Consider the following 17,866-nt stretch of genomic DNA (forward strand, 5'->3'; position numbering starts at 1 on the left):
AAACAAACAGGTGTTTTAAAACCTGTCCCAAGCCTCTGTCAGACGTCGCACCTATACCTTGGAGAAGAGACATGAAAAAGACGGTAGTAGCTTTGCGTACCATTCCCGCCTTGCTGATTCCTCTGGGAATGAGCCTAGGGATGGGCCAAGCCCATGCGGCTGGTTTTAACTTGCTCGAACAAAATGCGAGCGGCCTGGGCAATGCCTACGCAGGCTCGGCCGCCATTGGTGAAAATGCCAGCACGATCTACTTCAACCCGGCCGGCATGACCCTGTTGCCCGAGACGAACTTCTCGGCAGGTTTTAACGCCATTAAACCTACCTTCAAGTTCTCCGATAAAGGCAGTACCGACCCTCTGGCCCTGACGGGTGGCGCCAGCCGTCCTGCCACCGGCGGTTCGGGTGGTGATGCCGGTAAAGTCGCCGCTGTTCCCAATATTTATCTGTCCCATCAGCTCTCGCCCAAGTGGTGGGTGGGTCTGGGTATTGGTGTCCCATTTGGTCTGACAACTGAATACGACGAAGGCTGGATTGGCCGTTACCACTCCGAAAAATTTGCCATTGAAACCATCAACGTCAACCCGTCGGTGGCCTACAAGGTCAACGATCAGTTGTCCTTCGGTGTGGGTGTGAACTGGCTGCACATTGATGCGGATTACCGTCTAGCGACCCCCGCTGGCTATCATCCGGCACTGGGCCCACTGGACATGGACACCCGCGTCAAGATGAAGGGCGACGCCTGGGGCTGGAACGCTGGTTTCCTGTACCAGATGACCCCAAGCACTCGTCTGGGTGTTTCCTATCGCTCGCAAATCAAGGTCACGGCTGACGGCGACACCAAGCTGCGCAACCGCAACATTCCAACCGGCGCTCCCAACATCAACTGGGATGCCGAAGCCACCATCAAGCTGCCTGACACCGCCATTGTCAGCTTGGTGCACGACCTGAACTCGCGCTGGCAATTGCTGGCCGACGTGTCCTGGACAGGCTGGAGCAGCATCCCACGCCTGACCATTGAAAACAGCGGCCCCGGCGCCAAGGATTCCGGCCTGGAGCTGAAGTTCAAGGACGCATGGCGTGTGGCCCTGGGTGCCAACTACCACTACAGCGAACAGTGGACCTTCAAGGGTGGTATTGCCTGGGACCAATCGCCCGTACGCGACAAGAACTACCGCCCAACTGCCCTGCCTGACAGCGACCGTTACTGGGTGTCCCTGGGTGCCCAATACCGCCCCAGCAAGAACGCCACCTGGGATATTGGCTACACCCACTTGTTCCTGAAGAACACCGACATGAACAACAACACGGATCTGGTTGGCCGTGGCTTGACTCGCGGTACCTACAAAAACAGTGGTGACATCCTGGGCGTGCAGTTCAGCTATCGCTTCTAAGGATGCACTATGGCCCGCAGTCGCCGCATGGAGCTGCTCGCACGCCTACCCCCCACATGGCGTGCGCGCTTTTTGCAGCTGGGCTTTAACTGGCACCCCGCCTTCCGGGCAACCGGCGGGCGGGTCCACAAAGTTTCAGCGAATCTGCAACACATCGTCGTACGCCTGCCATTGCGTCGTCGCACTCGCAACATCAATGGCTCTTTATTTGGCGGGTCCCTGTTTGCCATTACAGACGGCGTGCACGCCACCATGCTCCTGGCCGGGCTGCAACGTCATGTGATTGTCTGGGACAAGAATGCAGAGATCCAGTATCGCCGCCCCGGCTACCAGACGCTGTACGCCAATTTTCAAATCAATCCAGATGAACTGGACGCAATACGAGGACAGCTAGACCAATACCACGAGGCTGAAGCCACGTTTACCGTGCAGATCCAGGACCCGGAAGGCCAGATCTACACCACGGTGGAACGCACCATCTATATCGCCGACGCCCACTTCTACAAGCAGAAATCACAATCACGCTAATTTGCCGGAGGACCGCTTCATGTTTACCCCCCGCTGTGCCGCCCTGATTTTAAGTCTGTCCCTGGGGCTACCCGCCGCCCAGGCCGCTACTGTTGCGAATGTCACCGTGCCGGACACGGTCACCGTCGAACAGCAAAGCCTGAAACTGAATGGGGCAGGCCTGCGCAAGAAAGTTGTTTTTGATGTGTACGTTGCCGCCCTGTATACCGCCTCACCGTCCCAAGATGCCGAAGCCATTATCCAATCTCCCGGACCGCATCAGATCCGGCTGGTCCTCAAACGCGACCTGGATGCCCAAACCCTGATCGATGCCCTGAAAGACGGCATTCACAGCAACCTGACTGATCCTGAAAAACAAGAACTGGACCCCGTCATCAAGCAATTTGAAGACTTGATGCGCCAGGTGGGTGAAGCCAAGGAAGGCGACGTCGTGGTGCTGGACATGCATGCACCACAGGTCAAGATCCTGTTTAACGACAAGACGCTGGGCGAGCTCTCTCACCCCGGTCTGACCCCTGCTTTGTTGAAAATCTGGCTAGGCAAGAAGCCTGCTCAAGAATCGCTCAAAAAGGCCCTGCTGGGATTGTCTTGAACCTACACGCCTCGGAGCGCTTCATGGATAAAGTCTGGCTGCAGAACTACCCCACCGGTATTCCTGCCACTATCGAAGATCAGGCCCAGCAGTACTCGTCCTTGCTGGATGTATTTGAACAAAGTTGCACCGAGTTCGCGCAGCGCACGGCCTATATCAGCATGGGCAAACGCATGAGTTACCGCGAACTGTCGACCAATGCCTTGGCCCTGGCCAGCTGGCTGCAAAGCCAAGGCGTGAAAAAAGGCGACCGTGTCGCCCTGATGATGCCCAATATGCTGCAATACCCCATCAGCCTGTATGGGGTGTTGCGCAGCGGGGCCACCATTATCAATACCAACCCGTTGTATACCGCCCGTGAACTGCGCCACCAGCTGCAAGACAGCGGCGCGGAAACCATCATCATTGCGGAAAACTTTGCCCACGTGCTGCAGGAAATCCTGCACGAAACGCCGATCAAGCGAGTCATTGTGACCAGCGTGGGCGATTGCCTGGGCGGCTTCAAGGGCTGGCTGGTCAATCAAGTAGTACGCCACATTAAAAAGGGTGTGCCTGCCTGGTCCTTGCCCAGCGCCGTTCCGTTCAAAACCGTGCTGGCACAAGGCCGTAACCGCGCCCCTGCGCCGGTCGAACTAAGCCACGATGACATTGCCTGCCTGCAATACACCGGCGGTACAACAGGCGTTGCCAAAGGGGCCATCCTGACCCACGGCAATCTGGTCTCGAACCTGAGCCAGGCCCTGTCCTGGATTCGCCCGTATCTGAAAGAAGGCCAGATCGACTGCGTTGTCACCGCCCTGCCGCTCTACCATATCTTCGCTTTCACCGCGAACCTGCTGGTGTTCCTGCGTCTGGGTGCCGAGAACCTGCTGATCATTAATGCACGCGACATTCCGTCCATGATCAAGGACATGTCCAAGCTGCGTTTTACCGCCATTACGGGGGTGAATACGCTGTTCAATGCCATGCTGAACAATGCCGAGTTCCGCAAGCTGGATTTCTCCTCGCTGCGCTTTACCTTGGGCGGCGGGATGGCGGTGCAGGAAGTGGTCGCCAAGCGCTGGCTGGAAGCAACCGGCAAACCTCTGGCCCAGGCGTATGGCCTGACTGAAACCTCGCCGGCTGCCACCATCAATCCGCTGGATAAGAAAGAGTTCACCGGCTCGATTGGCCTGCCCGTTCCTTCTACCGACATACGCATACGCGACGAAAACCAGAACGACCTGCCTTTGGGCGAAACGGGCGAGCTGTGCATTCGCGGACCGCAAGTCACCCCCGGCTACTGGCAACGTCCCGATGAAACCGCCAAGGTCTTTGATCGCGACGGCTTTTTACGCACGGGCGATATCGGCTATATGGACGAGCTAGGCTACGTCTTCCTGCTGGATCGCAAGAAAGACATGATTCTGGTCTCGGGCTTTAACGTCTACCCCAATGAAGTGGAAGCCGTCGCCGCTCAGCACCCGGATATTGTCGAGGCCGCCGCCGTCGGTGTGCCGGATGAAAAAGCAGGCGAAATCGTCAAACTCTATGTCATCAGCCGTAATCCCGCGCTGACTGAAAAAGACGTGATTGCCTTCTGCCGCAAGGAACTGACCGGCTACAAATGCCCGCGTATTGTGGAATTCCGCGATGATCTGCCCCGCACCAATGTAGGCAAAATCCTGCGTCGGGAATTGCGCCCATAACACGTATTTCGCACGCGCTTAGACCAAGATGAAAGGGGCTTATGCCCCTTTTTCATTAACCGGAGGATTCATAAACAAATAAGAATCAGATCGTTCGTAGCCCTGATACCGCTCTTTAGAATGGGACAAACTATTTATATAAGCGAGTGTCAGAATGCACGCCCTGTCCCGCCTCTCGGAGTCCAATCGCACCGCGATTGCCCAAATTACCGACGAGCTCGATCCGCTGTCCCTGAACTGGCTGTCCGGCTATCTCGCAGGTGTCGCGCAAGTGCGCCATGCCGGCCTTCCCGCTCAAGCGCCTGTTTCCCCTGAACTGTCTTTGGTGCCCGCCGCCGCTGCGCCCGCCCAACGACCTGCCACCATTGTATTTGGCAGTCAGACAGGCAATGCCCAGCGCGTTGCCGAAGCCTTTGCCCAACGCTGCGAAGCCGCCGGTATCCCCGTGCGCCTGCTGCGCGCCGACCGTTACCCTACGCGCGAGCTGAAAGAAGAGCGTCTGCTGTACGTCATTATCAGCACCCAGGGTGAAGGCGACCCGCCAGATGATTCCATCGCGTTTTTCGAATTCCTGGCCGGTGCCCGCGCCCCCAAGCTGCCCGAACTGAAATTCGGTGTGCTGGGCTTGGGTGATTCCAGCTACCCCCTGTTCTGTGGGATCGCGGAAAAGATTGATCAACGTCTGCTGGCTCTGGGTGCGGAACGCATTCTGGACGCAGGCCTGGCCGATCTGGATATTGATACGGTTGCCGCCCCCTGGCAGGACAAGGCCTTCGGTTTTCTGGAAACGGATCACCAGACCCATGCCGCAGCGGCAGTTCCTGCTGCCCAGTCCAGCAACGTTACAGTGCTGGAAACCCAGGCTCGCAGCAGCTTCACCCGCGACAATCCCTTCCAGGCCACGGTGCTGCAAAGCCAAAGCATTACAGGCCGCGACAGCACCCGCAATATCTATCACTACGAACTGTCGCTGGAAGGCAGTGGCCTGAAGTACCAACCCGGTGATGCATTGGGTGTCTGGCCTACACAAAACGCCAAGCTGGTCGAAGCGGTTATTCAGACTTTGAAGCTGGACCCGCAAGAGACCGTCACCATTCAGGACAAGTCGCACACGCTGCAAGAGTGGCTGAGCCACTACCGCGAGCTGACGCAACTGACCAAACCTTTCCTGGTGGAACTGGCCAAGCGCAATAGCGATGCCATGCTGCAAACAGCGGTGGGCCCAGATGGTTTGAGCACCTTGCAAGAACTGCTGAAGACCCATCAAGTGCTGGACGTACTGGAACGCTTCCCGGCCACCTGGAACGCTGCCGAGCTGGTGCAAGCCTTGCGCCCCCTGGCACCCCGCATGTACTCCATCGCCTCCAGCCAGTCCGAGGTGGATGAAGAAGTACATCTGACTGTGGCCAATGTGCACTACCAGTTCAATGAACAAGATCGTTGGGGCGTGGCTTCCGACTATCTGGCCCGCCTGAGCGAAGGCGATACCGTGCCGGTCTTTATCGACCCCAATACCCGCTTCCGTCTGCCTGAAGACACCAACCGTGACGTGATCATGATTGGTCCCGGCACCGGCGTTGCCCCCTTCCGTGCCTTTGTGCAGGAACGCAGCGTTCAAGGTGGTGAAGGTCGCAACTGGCTGTTCTTTGGCAACCCGCACTTTCACTCCGATTTCCTCTACCAGACCGAATGGCAACGCGCCCTGCAGGACGGCCAGTTGCAACACCTGGACCTGGCCTTCTCGCGCGATCAGGAAAACAAGGTTTACGTACAGCACCGCTTGCTGGAAAAAGCAGCCGAGGTCTATGCCTGGATTCAGGGCGGCGCCCACATTTATGTGTGCGGTGATGCCAACCAGATGGCCAAGGACGTACATCAAACCCTGCAGGAAATTGCCCGCCAGGAAGGTGGATTGGACGCAGACCAGGCTCGCAGCTGGTTGGAAGAACTCTCGGCGCAGGGCCGCTACGCCCGCGACGTTTACTGAGAAGCAAGGACATGACAGAAAAGAAAATCGCCGCTATCGAGCAAGTAAAAATTGATAGCCGCTATCTGCGCGGTGGCATTACCGAGGGTCTGGCAGACCCCATTACCGGCGCCATCAGCGAAGACGACAACAAGCTGCTGAAATTTCACGGCAGCTATCAGCAAGACGACCGCGACCAGCGCGAAGAGCGTCGCAAACAAAAGCTGGAACCGGCTTTCAGCTTCATGATTCGCGCCCGCTTGCCCGGTGGCGTGGTCACGCCCGCCCAATGGCTGGCCTTTGACCAGATCGCCTGTGACTGGGCCCAGTTTGGCCTGCGCATCACCACCCGTCAGACCTTTCAATGGCACGGCGTGCGCAAGCCCTTTTTAAAGCCCACCCTGCAAGCCATCAATAACGCCATGTCCACGACATTGGCGACTTGCGGCGACGTGAACCGTCAGGTGGTCAGCGCCACCAATCCCTTGCTGTCCGAGCAGCACGGTCTGGTCCAGGAGTGGGCTGACAAGATTTCCGAAACCTTCCTGCCCAAAACTCGCGCCTATGCCGAGATCTGGCTGGACGGCAAAAAAGTCGAAGACGCCATTGATGGCGAAGACTTTGAACCGATTTACGGCAAGACTTACCTGCCCCGCAAATTCAAGATCGGCATTGCCGTGCCTCCCCTGAATGATGTGGACGTATTTGCGCAGGACATCGGCCTGATCGCGATTATTGAAAACAATCAGTTGTTGGGCTTTAACGTCGCCATTGGCGGCGGCATGGGTGCCACACATGGCGACGACACCACCTACCCACGACTGGGCAGCGTGATCGGCTTTGTACGCCCCGAGCAATTACTGGCTGTTTGCGAAGCCGTTATCACCACACAACGTGACCACGGTAACCGCGACGAGCGCCGTCATGCCCGCCTGAAATACACCGTGGATAAGCTGGGTGCCGACTGGTTCCTGGAAGAAGTGCAAAACCGCAGTGGCCAAACGCTGGAGCCTTCGCGCCCCTATCACTTTGACCACAATGGCGACCGCTTCGGCTGGACCCAGGGCAGCAATGGCCGCTGGCACCTGAGCCTGCGTATCGATTCAGGCCGCATCATGGATACCGAAGTCGGCCCCTGGCTGACAGGTATGCGTGAGATTGCCAAAATTCACCAGGGACAATTCCGCCTGACCTGCAACCAGAACCTGATCATTGCCGATGTGCCTGAAGAAGATAAGGCCAGGATCGACAAGCTGGTTGCCGACCACAAACTGGATGTGTACCAGACACAAAGCGGCATACGCAGCAGCACGATTGCCTGTGTCTCTCTGCCAACTTGCGGTTTGGCCATGGCCGAGAGCGAACGCTACGCCCCCATCTTGCTGCCCAAGCTGGAAACCCTGCTGGACAAATACCAGCTGCGTGACGAGCGCATTGTGCTGCGTATCTCCGGTTGCCCCAACGGCTGCGCCCGTCCCTACCTGGGTGAAATTGCCCTGGTGGGCCGCGCTCTGGGTCGCTATGACTTGCGTTTGGGTGCGAACTTCAGCGGCGAACGCCTGAACGTGATCTATCGCCAGAACATTGGTGAGCCTGAAATCCTGAGCATTCTGGACGAGCTGTTTGGCCGCTTCGCTGCCGAGCGTCTGGAAGGCGAGCACTTTGGTGATTTCCTGGTTCGCGCTGGCGTGGTTGCCGAGCCTTCAAGCCGCTTGATTCCTTTAGTTTTACAACCAGCCTGACATGAACCTCTTTCCTTTATTCGCCAACCTGAAGCAGCGCGCGGTACTGGTGATCGGCGGTGGAGAAATCGCTGAACGCAAAGTGCGTCTGGTCCTGGCTGCCGGTGCCCAGGTTACGCTGGTCGCCCCCTATGTGGTGGACAGTCTGGAAGAGCTGGCTAATCAAGGGCGCATTACTCTGATTCGGGAGCGCTATCAGGCCCAGCATCTGCAAGGGGCCTGGCTGATTATTGCCGCCACTGACAAGCGGGACGTGAACCAGGTCATTGCCCAGGATGCACAAGAAGCCCGCATTCTGGTCAATGTGGTGGACGACCCCGAGCTGTCCAGTTTTCAGGTGCCTGCCATTGTGGATCGCTCACCGCTGATTATTGCGATTTCCTCGGCGGGGTCGGCCCCCATGTTGGCACGGCGAGTACGGGAGCAGTTGGAAACCATGTTGGACCACAGCCTGGGTGCGATCAGCCGTCTGGCGCAGGAATACCGCAGCGCCATTCGGCGCGCTCGCCCCGAGCTGGGTGCGCGCCGCCGTTTCTACGACTGGCTGCTGGATGGCCCGGTGGGTGCAGCACTACGCAGCCATCAGAATGAACAGGCACGCCTTAGCCTGGAAAGCGCACTGCAACAGCCTGAATTGCCCCGCGCCACACAAGGCCGCGTGATTCTGGTGGGTGCCGGTCCTGGTGATCCAGGTCTGCTGACCTTGCATGCCCTGCGTGCACTGAATCGCGCTGATGTAATTCTGTACGATCGCCTGGTGTCTGATCAGGTGATGGAGCTGGCCCGTCGCGATGCCCACCGTATTTTTGTGGGCAAGCAGTTGGGTGAAGACCATCACCAGACCCAGAACCGCATTCATCAGCTGATGATTGAACACGCTCGCGCAGGCCAAACTGTGGTGCGCCTGAAAGGCGGCGATGGCTTTATTTTTGGCCGGGGCGGTGAAGAGCTGGAATATCTGGCCGAGCACGGTGTCGCCTTTGAAGTGGTGCCCGGCATCACGGCTGCCATTGCATGTGCAGCTTATAGCGGCATTCCCCTGACACACCGCGATCATGCCCAGTCCGTACAGTTCGTGACGGCACATCGTAAAAGCGGGCACGGCATCGAAGATTGGAACCCGTTGCTGGATACCAGCCAGACAGTGGCTGTGTACATGGGCTTGCAGCAAATCCTGGGCTTTAGCCATGAGCTGGTACAGCGTGGTCGCAGCGCCACTACGCCCTGCGCCTTGATTGAAAATGGCTCGCGCCCTGAACAACGTACCTTGCTGTCCACACTGGAAAATATTGCCCAGGATGCACAGCAACACCAGTTTGCCAGCCCCTGCATTTTGGTGATTGGTCAGGTCGCCACCTTGGGTACCACCCTGTCCTGGTATGGCGAGTTGATTGATCAGCTCAGTCCTCGTGTGGCGATTGAACAGGATGCGGACAATACCTTGGTCGCTGCCTGAAGGCAGTCGTCAAGCAGGGTTAGAGTCCCTGCATTGCACGACACTCTAAACAGCACGACATTAGCATCCTCAAACACCGCTTCAAGCTAAATCTAAAAAGGCCCTCAACATCTCAGCATGTTGAGGGCTTTTTTTATCTTCTGCAGCTTATGAAAAAGCCAGTACGCACAAGGTAAAACCGTCAGCGTCTATAAGCGCAAAATAGACAGCGGCAGGTAGCATAATCATTCTCTGTCATTGGCTTTTCACGCAGACAAAGGACAGCCACAGCCCTTCACCCGCCAGCCCCAAAAGGCTGCTTATCTAGCGCTGTCCAAAAGCCGCAAACAAGGCTCGCAAAGCACTATCCAGCAGATAGCCAATCAGACCAATCAGGACAATCACAGCCATCAGCTCGGAATACGCCATGCGATCACGCGTATCCAGAATCAGGTAGCCCAAACCGGCTGACACACCCAGCATTTCGCAGGGCACCAGCACAATCCACAAGACACCGATAGCCAGTCGGCTACCCGTCAGCACCGAGCCGACAATGCCGGGCAGAATCAAATACAAAAGCGTTTCCAGCCTGGTAGCCGCCAGACTGCGACCCAGCATCAGCCAGCGTGGATTCAAATGCCGCACGCCCGATGCCGTATTCAGCAAGACAGGCCAGACACCGGCTACACCCAGCAGAAAATAAATCGGTGCATCCCCAATCCCGAAGGCCATGACAGCAATGGGCATCCAGGACAGGGGCGAGATCATGCGCAGGAACTGGAACAAGGGAGTCAATGCAGCGTGGGCTCGGGCTGACAAACCCAGCAGCAAACCGGCAGGCACGCCGACACCCAATGAAATCGCCAACCCTACAAAAATACGCTGCAAGCTGGCGCCTACGTGCATCCAGGTCTCTGACCAGCCCAGTATTTCCAACAGGCTATGAAACGCGGCTGCAGGCCCGAATTGCTGCATCAACGGGCTGCTGGACCAGGCTGTAGTCAGGTACCACAGCACGACTCCCGCCAACAAACCGCCCAAACCCCACAAAGTGCTGGCAATCCAGGCATTCATTTTGGGACGTCGCAAAGACGCAGCCGATCGTGGATCAGACTGCGCCAAAGGCGTCACACGGGAAGAAGAAGCAGACACACTCAAACTCATACAACAATGCTCTCGTTGCGGCTGTATTGCTCGGACAAGCCAAACTGCGCCAGACCACCCTGCTTTTCCAAAGCGGCACGGACAAAGCGGTCATCCACCAGATCACTGGCTACATGCTCAGGAGACAGCCCTTCCAGAAAACCACGTTCGCCCTGGATCAGGGTCCCTTGCAGCATTTGCACCAAGGACTCGGTGTAACTGGGAAAGGGATAGGGTTGAAAATCAATGCGCTGATCATCCCAGTCCGGGTGACGAATCACGCCAGACTTCACGTATTGAGCACGATCAGCCGGGTCCGGGGACAACACTTTCAACAGGTTTTCCTGAGTGTGCGGGGTGTAGCGATTCCCACCCTCACGCGACAGGATCTGGGCCGCCTCGGCACGGTTGCTGCGTATCCAGATCTGCGCCTTGACCAGACCATCCACCACGCCTTGCGACCATTGGGGACGAGTCTGCAAATCCTGCTCGTGCATGAAGGCCACGCAACAGGCGTGATCGCGCCAAACGTCGCCAGTAAAGCGCAGGATGCGGCCCATGCCCTGGGTTTCTGCCAAGGCATTGAACGGTTCGGCCACAGTAAAACCGGCAATCCGCCCCGAAGCCAAGGCCGGAGGCATGTCGGCAGGCGCCATCACCACCAGATTGACCTCGTTGGAAGCCAACGCACCGGAGTTTTTCACGACCGGCGTCAGGCCATGTGCTTTGAGCACATGCTGCAACACCACGTTGTGAATCGAATACCAGAAAGGAATAGCCACCGTCTGCCCGCCCAGTTGCTCGGCCGAGCTGATGTTCTGCGCCACCGTGATGGCAGAGCCACTCATGTGATTCCAGGCCACCACTTTTGCAGGCACTTTGCTGCCGTAGCGTGCCCACACCGTCATGGGCGAGAGCAAGTGCACCAGATTGACCTGACCGGAGATAAAGGCCTCGATCAGTTGGGCCCAACTGCGCACCATCACGGGCTTTTCCACCGCAATGCCTGCTTCTTCAAAGTATCCATTGTGATGCGCCACCAACATGGCGGTGGCATCGGTAATTGGCAAATAACCGATACGCAAAGGCGCATTCGACTCGCTCTGTGCACGGGCAACCCCTTGGGCCAGCAAAGGCGCAGCGCCCGCGACAGTCAGCAGGGACGCCAGTTTCAGTAAGTCGCGACGGGTACGGGACGTAGGAGATTCAATCATGAAATGCACCTTACAAAACAGAAGCGTGAACCGCCTGGGAGAGGCTTTGCTCCAGGCTGGCCACAATTTCCAGGCGTATGGCCTGAAGCCAGTTATCCAGATGAGATCGGGGATGTGCCGGGCAGCTCCACTCACGCTGCAAACCGGCAGGACGGCCACCTAAAAGCAGGACGCGGTCTGCCAACAAGAGGGCTTCATCAATATCGTGAGTAACCAGCACAATGGCGCAGCCGGTCTGGTCGCGTATCGACAGAATCAGCTCCTGCATCTGACGACGGGTTACTTCGTCCAGCGCGCCAAAAGGTTCGTCCATCAACAAGACTTGTGGGCGTCGAGCCAGACAACGCGCAATGGCAACGCGCTGTGCCATACCGCCCGACAAGGCGCCAGGACGCTGATGACGGCTTTCATATAAACCAACCTGGCGCAGCGCCTGTTCAACTCGCAGGCGACGTTCTGCCGCGGATACGGAAGGCTGACGAGCAAAGCCCAGGCCAAAGCCGGTATTGGCCTGCACATTTAGCCAAGGCAAAAGAATGGCCTCCTGAAACGCCATGGCCAAAGCGGGATGCACTCCACGCACGGCCTGCCCCAGAAAGGACACCTCACCCTGAGTGGGCGTTTGCAGACCGGCCAGTACCCGCAACAAGGAGGACTTGCCCACCCCGCTGGGACCCAGCAGCGCCACGATCTCGCCCGCGCGCACGTTCAAGTCCAGGTTCTGCAAGATCGTCTGGCCACCGTAGGCCAGACTGATCCCCCGTGCGGACAAGAGCCCGGCCCTTTCAGAATCGGTATGCGAGGGGGCGGCGGAACTCATACGGCATCCTGCCCAAGTTCAGCTTTCAGCTGCGCCACAGTAGGCGAAATCAAAGGCACCAACATGGCTTCACGATAACGACGCAGCAGTTGCGGATGCTTGCCCTGCATATAGGTCGCGCCGCCAATCGCTGAGCTTTCCAAGGCCACGGCCTGCGACGCCAGACTGCTTAGCTCGATACGGACCTTGAACAGATCAGGCGGCGTAGCCGAACCGGGTTTACGTACGGCATCAACCAGCACATCCGACAATTCCTGCACGCGATCCAGCAAGCGGCGAGCAGGCTGTTCCTGTACCCATTGGCAGCGTGGCGCATCCAACACTTGCTTCAAGGAGCGACGTGCCAGGCCCATGGTCATACCGCATTGCAGCGCCATGAAACGGGGACGTACCGAGCGCACAAAATGACCCGCATCAGGATGCAGCAAACGCTCCTGTCCCAGACGCACGGCATTGAACGTCAAGGCAGCGGTATTGCTGCCACGCAGTCCGACCAGATCCAGGTCCGCCGAACGTTCCAATCCTTGATCGCCCAGTTCTGCCACCCAGATACCGGCCTGGTCCTCGGGCATGGCGGCCACAATGGCGACCAGACAATTGCCGGGGCGCAGATTGGTAATCCAGGGCAAGCGACCTTCAAACTGCCATTGCCCTTGCTCGGGCTGGGCGCGCACTTGCAGCTCTTCAATACCACCCAAAAACTTGATGGCATTGGACAGTCCCGTTGCACCCGCAATACTGCCGTCCAGCAAACCGGGTAGATAACGCTCGCGCATGGCGGGGTCCTGAACATCACGCAGGTATTCAATAAAGGTGCGCTGGCTCCACAGGACAAAACCTGCCGTCAGCGAATGTTCAGCCACTTCCACGATGGATTGAACGGCATCGCCAAAGTCGGAAAAGTCTGCTTTCAGGCCCAGGCTCAACAAACCGTCTTGCGCCAGGCGAGGCAGCAAAGCCTGCGCCTGGGAGGCATCGCTATCCAGCGATAGGGCATGCTCCTCCAGCCACTGGGCCAAGCCGGGCGACAAAACAGGGCGTTCTGAGGCCAGCACAGGCTGCTCAGCGCGCTTTAAGGCGTTTCCCATGCGTAGGCCTCCAGCTGGCTATTGAGCGGCGTACGGGCCAGATTATTGGCAAAGTTGCAGATCGTCGCCAAGCCGATGCCGGTAATCACTTCCAGAGCCTGCTGGTCGCCGTAACCCGCTGCACGGAAATCGGCCAGAGCCTGATCCGACACCTGACCACGGGTATCAATCACGGCGCGGCTGAACAAAGCCAATGCTTGCAGGCGCTCGTCGTTGATCTGGTCAAAGCCACGCGCACGCAAGGCAGCCAGGATTTCCGGGTCCAGCTTGGCTTTATTGGTCGCAATGGCGGTGTGACCAGCCACGCAGAAGCGGCAACCATGAGTGGTGCCAGCGACCAGTTGCACCACCTCGCGCTCGACCAGCGACAGGCTGGCGGTGGCGTTCAGGGCGGACATATCCTGATAGGCTTGCAGGGCAACGGGCGCATTGGCCAAAATAGCCAGCAGATTGGACAAAAAGCCGCTACCACGCACAGCTTTTTCAAGGGCTGGTTTGACCGCCTCTGGTGCGGAGTCCACAGTATGCAAAGTTAAGCGGGTCATGATGGCGACAATTCCTTAGTTAATCCGAGAAGGTTTTATTGTCGATTGACTGGCGCCTTATCTCCATGTGCGAACATAGCGGTATTCATATTAAAAATATCCACGAAAAGAAATAAGCATATTTTCTGCATGAGCGACTCTGCCTTTCCTGACAGCCATTGCGCTGTCGATTCCAAAGACACAGGACACCCTGTGGAGGAACTGCTCTTGTCCGGGCTGGAGATCTCGGCCAGCCTGTTTCACTTGGGCCAGTACTGCAATCAATGGGAAAGCAGCCTGCACGGACATCAACGGGCAGGCTTTCATGTGGTCTTGCATGGGCCGTGCTGGCTGCATATTCAGCATCAGGACGCCCTGGCCTTGCAGGCGGGTGATGCGGTGTTCTTCTTGCGGGATGTGCCCCATCGCCTAAGCTCATCGCCCACGCCGCCAGACTGGAACGCGGCCATGCAGCGGCAAACCATGCAGAATCTGGAGCCGCAGGTGCCGCAAAGCACGGGTTTGCTCTGTGGTTTCCTGGATCTGGGGCGTGGTTTGAGCGAATTGCTGCTGGCAACCGTGCCTGATGTTTTATTGATTGATGGTTCTCAGGCAGATGCGGACTCTGGACGTCCTTTGCTGGACTTGATCCAGGCCGAGATGCAGCGGCAGCCACAGGCCAATTCCAGCCTGCTGGAAAAACTGGTGGAACTGTTATTGTTCTATACCTTGCGCCAGCAAATCGGGCAGACACCGGCTGAAGGGGCCCTGCCTGCGGGCTTGATTCATCTGGCCAGCGATGCTGCGTTTGGTGGTTTGATCGAGCAACTGCTGCGAGAGCCTGCCAAAGCCTGGTCGGTGGATGATATGGCCGCCTACCTGAATATGTCACGTGCCGCCTTTCACCGCCGCTTTACTCTGCTCTGTGGGATGGCACCGGCCCAGGTGCTGCTGCAGCTGCGTATGCAGCTCGCCAAGCGTCAGCTGGAGCAAGGGCTGACCATGGAACAGATTGCCGAGCGTATTGGCTATAGCTCGGCGGCCGCCTTTAGCGCCGCATTCAGGCGCAGTGTGGGTGTCAGCCCCGCGCAGTGGCGCAAGCAAGACGCGCGTAGCTAAGTCGTCAGTATGCGACTTACGGCCGCAACCAGCCGCTGTTTTCAGCCCAATCATCCATGCAGGTCAATGGCCCGAGCCATAGGACATAGCCGATATCCTGCGCAAGATGCCATGCTGCCCAGGCAGGAGTAAAACCCACGGGCCACTCGGAATCAAACGCTAATTCCAGCCTTCACGCCGGCAACTGGCACACCATACGATCACTCTTTTTTTCCAGTACCCGTCGACAAACAACCGGGCATAAAAAAACCCCAATCTGTAACCAGATCGGGGTTTTTTTGACCTACCAGAGCCAGGCCGAAGCCTGGGCATCTGAGCAAGCGTTTAGATCACGCGGGCTGCTTCGATCAGACGCACAACAGTCCAGGACTTGCTGCGGCTGATAGGACGGCCTTCGGAAATCTCAACGGTATCGCCTTCGTTGTACTGGTTGGTCTCGTCGTGCGCTTTGTATTTATTGGAGCGGACGATGATCTTGCCATACAAGGGATGTTTAACGCGGCGTTCAACCAGAACGACGACAGTTTTGTCCATCTTGTTGCTGACAACTTGACCAATCAGGGTACGTTGACGTTTTTCGGTAGTTTGAGTTTCGCTCATCTTACTTTCCTGCGGTCTCAGCCATGACAGTACGGACACGAGCGATGTCGCGACGTACTTTGCCCAATTGGCTGGTGTTGGAAAGCTGTTGAGTAGCACGCTGCATGCGCAGGTTAAATTGTGCTTTCAACAGGCTCTCGAGCTCTTTCTGGAGCTCGGCGGCATCTTTGGTACGGAGTTCGCTGGCTTTCATGACGTCTCCTTAAGCACCGATCTGACGCGTTACGAACGTCGTCGAGATAGGCAGCTTGGCAGCGGCCAGACGGAATGCTTCGCGTGCCAGCTCTTCGCTAACACCTTCCATTTCGTACAGGACCTTGCCTGGTTGAATCTCAGCGACCCAGAACTCTGGATTACCCTTACCGTTACCCATACGAACTTCGGCAGGTTTCTGCGAAATTGGCTTATCGGGGAAGATACGGATCCAGATGCGGCCACCACGTTTGATGTGACGGTTAATTGCACGACGTGCTGCTTCGATCTGGCGAGCAGTCAGACGGCCACGGTCAGTGGCTTTCAGACCAAATTCGCCAAACGAAACTTGCGCACCGCGAGTAGCCAGACCGGTGTTACGGCCTTTGTGCTCTTTGCGGTACTTTCTGCGAGAAGGTTGCAGCATGTTTTATTCTCCTTCGGACGCAGCAGGAGCAGCGTCTTTACGAGGACCGCGGCCACGACCACCTGGACGGCGGTTTTCAGGGCGGTCACCACGTGGACGACGTGGGCGGCGCTCTTCAGGGGCTACGGTGTCAACAGGCATTTCGCCGTTAGGCAGCATGTCGCCCTTGTAGACCCAGACCTTGATACCGATGATCCCGTACGTCGTGTGCGCTTCGGAAGTACCGTAATCGATGTTAGCGCGCAGGGTGTGCAGAGGCACACGGCCTTCGCGGTACCATTCGGTACGAGCGATTTCGATGCCGTTCAAGCGACCCGAGCTCATGATCTTGATGCCTTGGGCACCCAGACGCATGGCGTTTTGCATGGAACGCTTCATCGCACGACGGAACATGATGCGCTTTTCCAGTTGCTGAGCAATGGAGTCGGCGATCAGTTGAGCGTCGGTTTCAGGTTTGCGAATTTCTTCGATATTAACGTGCACTGGCACGCCCAACAGGCGCTGCAGGTCAGCCTTCAGGCTTTCGATATCCTCGCCGCGCTTGCCGATCACTACACCAGGACGAGCCGAGTAAATGGTGATGCGAGCATTCTTGGCAGGACGCTCGATGACCACACGGCCAACGGACGCACTTTTCAGCTTGCGTTTCAGGTATTCGCGCACACGGATGTCGTCAGCCAACATCGTACCGAACTCAGCACCGTCAGCGTACCAACGCGAGCTCCAGTTACGGTTAACAGCCAGGCGGAACCCAATTGGGTGGATTTTCTGTCCCATTGTGACTCCTTAAGCGCCGACTTTGACCACAATGTGGCAAGTCTGCTTCTCAATACGGTTACCGCGGCCTTTGGCTCGTGCAGAAAAACGCTTCAACGACTGAGCCTTGTCCACGTAAATGGAGGTGACTTTCAGTTCGTCGATGTCGGCGCCGTCATTGTGCTCAGCGTTGGCAATAGCCGATTCCAGAGCTTTCTTGATGATGCCAGCGGCTTTCTTAGGAGTGAAAGTCAGCGTATTCAGAGCGTGAGCGACGGACTTGCCGCGGACCATGTCCGCAACCAGACGTGCTTTTTGCGCCGAAATATGGACTCCACGAATAATTGCTGTAGTTTCCATCACTTATCTCCGGGCCTTTTTGTCCGCAGCGTGACCCTTGAAAGTACGGGTCAAAGCGAACTCGCCGAGCTTGTGGCCAACCATGTTCTCGTTGATGTAAACGGGAATGTGTTGACGGCCATTGTGAACGGCAATCGTCAGCCCAATGAACTCGGGCAGGATGGTAGAGCGGCGCGACCAGGTTTTGATTGGTCGCTTGTCGTTACCCACAACGGCTGCGTCAACCTTTTTGATCAGGTGAGCATCAACGAATGGGCCTTTTTTGATCGAACGTGACATAG

General features: G+C 57.2%; 19 protein-coding genes. 8 read left to right on the forward strand and 11 right to left on the reverse strand.

Going from position 1 to position 17,866, the window contains the following annotated elements:
• Positions 1-71: 71 nt before the first annotated feature.
• The 7 genes from DUD43_RS18625 (at position 72) to cysG (ending at position 9,363) form a co-directional block, all read left to right on the forward strand.
• On the forward strand, positions 72-1,391 hold the full coding sequence (locus DUD43_RS18625; RefSeq protein WP_153231445.1) for an OmpP1/FadL family transporter: 1,320 nt from the start codon (positions 72-74) through the stop codon (positions 1,389-1,391).
• A 9-nt stretch (positions 1,392-1,400) separates the two neighbouring features.
• On the forward strand, positions 1,401-1,919 hold the full coding sequence (locus DUD43_RS18630; RefSeq protein WP_026484839.1) for a DUF4442 domain-containing protein: 519 nt from the start codon (positions 1,401-1,403) through the stop codon (positions 1,917-1,919).
• A 19-nt stretch (positions 1,920-1,938) separates the two neighbouring features.
• A complete protein-coding gene (locus DUD43_RS18635) occupies positions 1,939-2,511 on the forward strand; it encodes a chalcone isomerase family protein (RefSeq protein ID WP_153231446.1) in 573 nt (190 codons plus the stop codon).
• Positions 2,512-2,534: 23 nt separating this feature from the next.
• Positions 2,535-4,199: an AMP-binding protein gene (locus tag DUD43_RS18640; RefSeq protein ID WP_153231447.1), complete on the forward strand. Its 1,665-nt coding sequence runs from the start codon at positions 2,535-2,537 to the stop codon at positions 4,197-4,199.
• A gap of 154 nt (positions 4,200-4,353) precedes the next feature.
• Positions 4,354-6,186 carry an assimilatory sulfite reductase (NADPH) flavoprotein subunit gene (locus tag DUD43_RS18645; protein WP_153231448.1) on the forward strand — a complete coding sequence of 611 codons (1,833 nt, stop codon included), beginning with the start codon at positions 4,354-4,356 and terminating at the stop codon, positions 6,184-6,186.
• Positions 6,187-6,197: 11 nt separating this feature from the next.
• Entirely contained in the window at positions 6,198-7,907 is a 1,710-nt protein-coding gene (gene cysI / locus DUD43_RS18650; RefSeq protein WP_153231449.1) for an assimilatory sulfite reductase (NADPH) hemoprotein subunit, read from the forward strand.
• Between the two features lies 1 nt (position 7,908).
• On the forward strand, positions 7,909-9,363 hold the full coding sequence (cysG, locus tag DUD43_RS18655; RefSeq protein WP_153231450.1) for a siroheme synthase CysG: 1,455 nt from the start codon (positions 7,909-7,911) through the stop codon (positions 9,361-9,363).
• Between the two features lie 303 nt (positions 9,364-9,666).
• Here cysG and DUD43_RS18660 read toward each other — a convergent pair whose 3' ends face one another.
• The 5 genes from DUD43_RS18660 to DUD43_RS18680 form a co-directional block, all read right to left on the reverse strand.
• Complete coding sequence (locus tag DUD43_RS18660; RefSeq protein ID WP_153231689.1) at positions 9,667-10,416, reverse strand: ABC transporter permease; 750 nt, start codon at positions 10,414-10,416, stop codon at positions 9,667-9,669.
• Positions 10,417-10,502: 86 nt separating this feature from the next.
• Positions 10,503-11,699, reverse strand: a complete 1,197-nt coding sequence (locus tag DUD43_RS18665) for an ABC transporter substrate-binding protein (protein ID WP_153231451.1) — start codon at positions 11,697-11,699, stop codon at positions 10,503-10,505.
• A 10-nt stretch (positions 11,700-11,709) separates the two neighbouring features.
• Complete coding sequence (locus DUD43_RS18670; protein ID WP_153231452.1) at positions 11,710-12,519, reverse strand: ABC transporter ATP-binding protein; 810 nt, start codon at positions 12,517-12,519, stop codon at positions 11,710-11,712.
• Entirely contained in the window at positions 12,516-13,607 is a 1,092-nt protein-coding gene (locus DUD43_RS18675; RefSeq protein WP_153231453.1) for an acyl-CoA dehydrogenase family protein, read from the reverse strand. The genes DUD43_RS18670 and DUD43_RS18675 overlap by 4 nt, the downstream gene beginning before the upstream one ends.
• Positions 13,592-14,152, reverse strand: coding sequence for a carboxymuconolactone decarboxylase family protein (locus DUD43_RS18680; protein WP_009462432.1), 561 nt, complete (start codon positions 14,150-14,152; stop codon positions 13,592-13,594). The genes DUD43_RS18675 and DUD43_RS18680 overlap by 16 nt, the downstream gene beginning before the upstream one ends.
• Before the next feature lie 129 nt (positions 14,153-14,281).
• Between DUD43_RS18680 and DUD43_RS18685 the strand changes: the two genes are divergently transcribed.
• Positions 14,282-15,250, forward strand: coding sequence for an AraC family transcriptional regulator (locus DUD43_RS18685; RefSeq protein ID WP_086069905.1), 969 nt, complete (start codon positions 14,282-14,284; stop codon positions 15,248-15,250).
• Between the two features lie 324 nt (positions 15,251-15,574).
• On the opposite strand, the gene rpsQ is transcribed toward DUD43_RS18685, so the two are convergent.
• From rpsQ to rpsS, 6 genes are read right to left on the reverse strand one after another with little or no spacing between them, the layout of a single operon-like run.
• Positions 15,575-15,850, reverse strand: coding sequence for a 30S ribosomal protein S17 (gene rpsQ, locus DUD43_RS18690; protein ID WP_003803027.1), 276 nt, complete (start codon positions 15,848-15,850; stop codon positions 15,575-15,577).
• 1 nt (position 15,851) lies between these two features.
• Positions 15,852-16,043 (reverse strand): 50S ribosomal protein L29, encoded by a 192-nt coding sequence (rpmC, locus tag DUD43_RS18695; RefSeq protein ID WP_003803032.1) that lies wholly within the window; start codon positions 16,041-16,043, stop codon positions 15,852-15,854.
• 9 nt (positions 16,044-16,052) lie between these two features.
• A complete protein-coding gene (gene rplP / locus DUD43_RS18700) occupies positions 16,053-16,469 on the reverse strand; it encodes a 50S ribosomal protein L16 (protein WP_003803033.1) in 417 nt (138 codons plus the stop codon).
• A 3-nt stretch (positions 16,470-16,472) separates the two neighbouring features.
• The gene (gene rpsC / locus DUD43_RS18705) at positions 16,473-17,246 is read right to left on the reverse strand and encodes a 30S ribosomal protein S3 (RefSeq protein WP_003803035.1); all 774 of its coding nucleotides are present in this window, start codon (positions 17,244-17,246) and stop codon (positions 16,473-16,475) included.
• 9 nt (positions 17,247-17,255) lie between these two features.
• A complete protein-coding gene (rplV, locus tag DUD43_RS18710) occupies positions 17,256-17,585 on the reverse strand; it encodes a 50S ribosomal protein L22 (protein ID WP_009462426.1) in 330 nt (109 codons plus the stop codon).
• A 3-nt stretch (positions 17,586-17,588) separates the two neighbouring features.
• Positions 17,589-17,864 carry a 30S ribosomal protein S19 gene (gene rpsS / locus DUD43_RS18715; protein WP_003803039.1) on the reverse strand — a complete coding sequence of 92 codons (276 nt, stop codon included), beginning with the start codon at positions 17,862-17,864 and terminating at the stop codon, positions 17,589-17,591.
• Positions 17,865-17,866: the final 2 nt, after the last annotated feature.

Origin of the sequence: Alcaligenes faecalis, from assembly GCF_009497775.1 — a bacterium.
GTDB classification, from domain to species: domain Bacteria; phylum Pseudomonadota; class Gammaproteobacteria; order Burkholderiales; family Burkholderiaceae_B; genus Alcaligenes; species Alcaligenes faecalis_D.

Coding starts and splice junctions, on each gene's coding strand:
- DUD43_RS18670 (WP_153231452.1), bottom strand. CDS start 12,519: ATGAGTTCCGCCGCCCCCTCGCATACCGATTCTGAAAGGGCCGGGCTC.
- DUD43_RS18640 (WP_153231447.1), top strand. CDS start 2,535: ATGGATAAAGTCTGGCTGCAGAACTACCCCACCGGTATTCCTGCCACT.
- DUD43_RS18630 (WP_026484839.1), top strand. CDS start 1,401: ATGGCCCGCAGTCGCCGCATGGAGCTGCTCGCACGCCTACCCCCCACA.
- DUD43_RS18635 (WP_153231446.1), top strand. CDS start 1,939: ATGTTTACCCCCCGCTGTGCCGCCCTGATTTTAAGTCTGTCCCTGGGG.
- rplP (WP_003803033.1), bottom strand. CDS start 16,469: ATGCTGCAACCTTCTCGCAGAAAGTACCGCAAAGAGCACAAAGGCCGT.
- cysG (WP_153231450.1), top strand. CDS start 7,909: ATGAACCTCTTTCCTTTATTCGCCAACCTGAAGCAGCGCGCGGTACTG.
- DUD43_RS18625 (WP_153231445.1), top strand. CDS start 72: ATGAAAAAGACGGTAGTAGCTTTGCGTACCATTCCCGCCTTGCTGATT.
- DUD43_RS18645 (WP_153231448.1), top strand. CDS start 4,354: ATGCACGCCCTGTCCCGCCTCTCGGAGTCCAATCGCACCGCGATTGCC.
- DUD43_RS18680 (WP_009462432.1), bottom strand. CDS start 14,152: ATGACCCGCTTAACTTTGCATACTGTGGACTCCGCACCAGAGGCGGTC.
- DUD43_RS18665 (WP_153231451.1), bottom strand. CDS start 11,699: ATGATTGAATCTCCTACGTCCCGTACCCGTCGCGACTTACTGAAACTG.
- rplV (WP_009462426.1), bottom strand. CDS start 17,585: ATGGAAACTACAGCAATTATTCGTGGAGTCCATATTTCGGCGCAAAAA.
- DUD43_RS18660 (WP_153231689.1), bottom strand. CDS start 10,416: ATGAATGCCTGGATTGCCAGCACTTTGTGGGGTTTGGGCGGTTTGTTG.
- rpsC (WP_003803035.1), bottom strand. CDS start 17,246: ATGGGACAGAAAATCCACCCAATTGGGTTCCGCCTGGCTGTTAACCGT.
- DUD43_RS18675 (WP_153231453.1), bottom strand. CDS start 13,607: ATGGGAAACGCCTTAAAGCGCGCTGAGCAGCCTGTGCTGGCCTCAGAA.
- cysI (WP_153231449.1), top strand. CDS start 6,198: ATGACAGAAAAGAAAATCGCCGCTATCGAGCAAGTAAAAATTGATAGC.
- rpmC (WP_003803032.1), bottom strand. CDS start 16,043: ATGAAAGCCAGCGAACTCCGTACCAAAGATGCCGCCGAGCTCCAGAAA.
- rpsQ (WP_003803027.1), bottom strand. CDS start 15,850: ATGAGCGAAACTCAAACTACCGAAAAACGTCAACGTACCCTGATTGGT.
- DUD43_RS18685 (WP_086069905.1), top strand. CDS start 14,282: ATGAGCGACTCTGCCTTTCCTGACAGCCATTGCGCTGTCGATTCCAAA.
- rpsS (WP_003803039.1), bottom strand. CDS start 17,864: ATGTCACGTTCGATCAAAAAAGGCCCATTCGTTGATGCTCACCTGATC.